We start from the raw sequence: 1,788 nt of genomic DNA on the forward strand, positions 1-1,788 counted from the left end.
GGCGCGAGCGGGCCGCCGAGGCGCGCGTGGCGGCGATCCTGGCGGCCTTGCAGGCCTCGCCCAACGGCGTGGTGCTGCTCGATGCCCAGGGCCGGATCGAATGGTGCAACCAGGTGGCGCAGGAGCACTTCGGCATCCATGCCGAGCGCGATGCGCTGCAGGCCCTGGGCAACCTGGTCCGTGAGCCTGCCTTCCACGACTATTGCCACGGCGGCGACCTCGCGGCCGGGGTGCTGCTGGCCGGGCGCGCCAGCACCCCGGCGCGGCCCGTGCGGCTGTCCGTGCACCTGCACCCCTACGGCGACGGCCGCCACCTGCTGCTGTCGCGCGACGTCACGCAGCTGGAGCAGGCGGAAGCCATGCGGCGCGATTTCGTCGCCAACGTCTCGCACGAGATCCGCACGCCGCTGACCGTGCTGATCGGCCTCGTCGAGGCGCTGCAGGACCTGCCCCTGGCGCCCGACGAGCAGGCGCGCTATCTTGGCCTGATGTCCCAGCAGGGCGCGCGCATGCAGCGGCTGGTGGAGGGCTTGCTGTCGCTCTCGCGCCTGGAGGGCAGCGCGCCACCGGGCCTGCAGGAATGGGTCTGCATGGCCGAACTGCTGGGGCGCTGCCGCGAGGAGGCGCAGGCGCTGTCGGAGGTGCTGGCGCCCGGTCAGGGCCACCGGATCGTGTTTTCCGACGACGGGGCGCCCGGCGCCGCCGGCTGGGTGGCCGGCAGCGCCAGCGAATTGCACAGCGCACTGTCGAACCTGATCGGCAACGCGCTGCGCTACACGCCGGCGGGCGGCCTCATCGAGGTGGCATGGCGGCACCGGGCCGGGGGCGGGGCGGTGCTCACGGTGAGCGACACCGGCCCAGGCATTCCCGCCGAACACCTGCCGCGCATCACCGAGCGCTTCTACCGGGTCGACGGCAGCCGCGCGCGCGGCACCGGTGGCACCGGCCTTGGCCTGGCGATCGTGCGCCATGTGGTGCAGCGCCATGGCGCCCATCTGCAGATTGACAGCCCACTCGGCGAGGGCGCGCGCTTTGCCATCGAATTCCCGCCGGAGCGCGTGCGCCAGGACGCGCCGCAAGCCCCGCCTACCCCTCCCGCGCCGCCGCCCGGCGCCGCAGCCTGAGCACCAGCCACAGCAGCGCAGTGAAGGCCAGCGCCACCACCGACAGCGCCACGCCGTTGGCGCCCCAGAAGGCGGCGGGCGACGCCAGGGGCGGCTGCCCGTCCCAGCCGCGGTAGGCCAGGGTGTAGCCCCCGCCCAACCCCATCCCCCACAGGAGCACCCCGTAGATGAGCAGCGGCGCCAGCGTGATCTGGTAGCAGCGCAGCACGAAGATGCAGAAGGTCTGCAGCGCGTCCGCGACGTGGCAGGCAGACACCCAGGCCAGCAGGCCGGCGGTGAGCGCCACCACCTCGGCGCTGTTGGAATACAGCCCTGCCACCGGCGTGCGCAGCACGAGGAGCAGGGCGCCCAGCGTGCAGCCCAGCAGCGCCGCCAGCCCGAAGCCCTGCCAGGCCACGCGCGCGGCGCGCGCCTCGTCGCCGCTGCCGCGCCAGAAGCTCACGCGGGCGCTGGCGGCGATCGCCAGCGACAGCGGCACCATGTACAGCACCACGGCCACGTTGGCGGCGATCTGGTGCGCCGCGGCGGCAAGCGCCCCCTGGCGCGCGATGAACAGCGCCATCAGTGTGAAGGAAGTCACCTCCACCAGAATTGCCAGGCCCGCCGGCAAGCCCAGGCGCAGGAAGCGCAGCAGCTGCGCGCGGTCCGGCGGCTCGGGGCGCCG

The 1,788-nt window shown here is 73.9% G+C and carries 2 protein-coding genes; one reads left to right on the plus strand and one right to left on the minus strand.

The features are described 5' to 3' along the window. A partial coding sequence (gene phoR / locus A612_RS09755; RefSeq protein ID WP_019374310.1) for a phosphate regulon sensor histidine kinase PhoR occupies nt 1–1,124 on the plus strand: 1,124 nt, incomplete at its 5' end. On the opposite strand, the gene A612_RS09760 is transcribed toward phoR, so the two are convergent. Then, a partial coding sequence (locus A612_RS09760) for an MATE family efflux transporter (RefSeq protein ID WP_019374311.1) occupies nt 1,087–1,788 on the minus strand: 702 nt, incomplete at its 5' end. The genes phoR and A612_RS09760 overlap by 38 nt on opposite strands.

Origin of the sequence: Melaminivora alkalimesophila, assembly GCF_000282995.1 — a bacterium.
GTDB lineage: Bacteria > Pseudomonadota > Gammaproteobacteria > Burkholderiales > Burkholderiaceae_C > Melaminivora > Melaminivora alkalimesophila.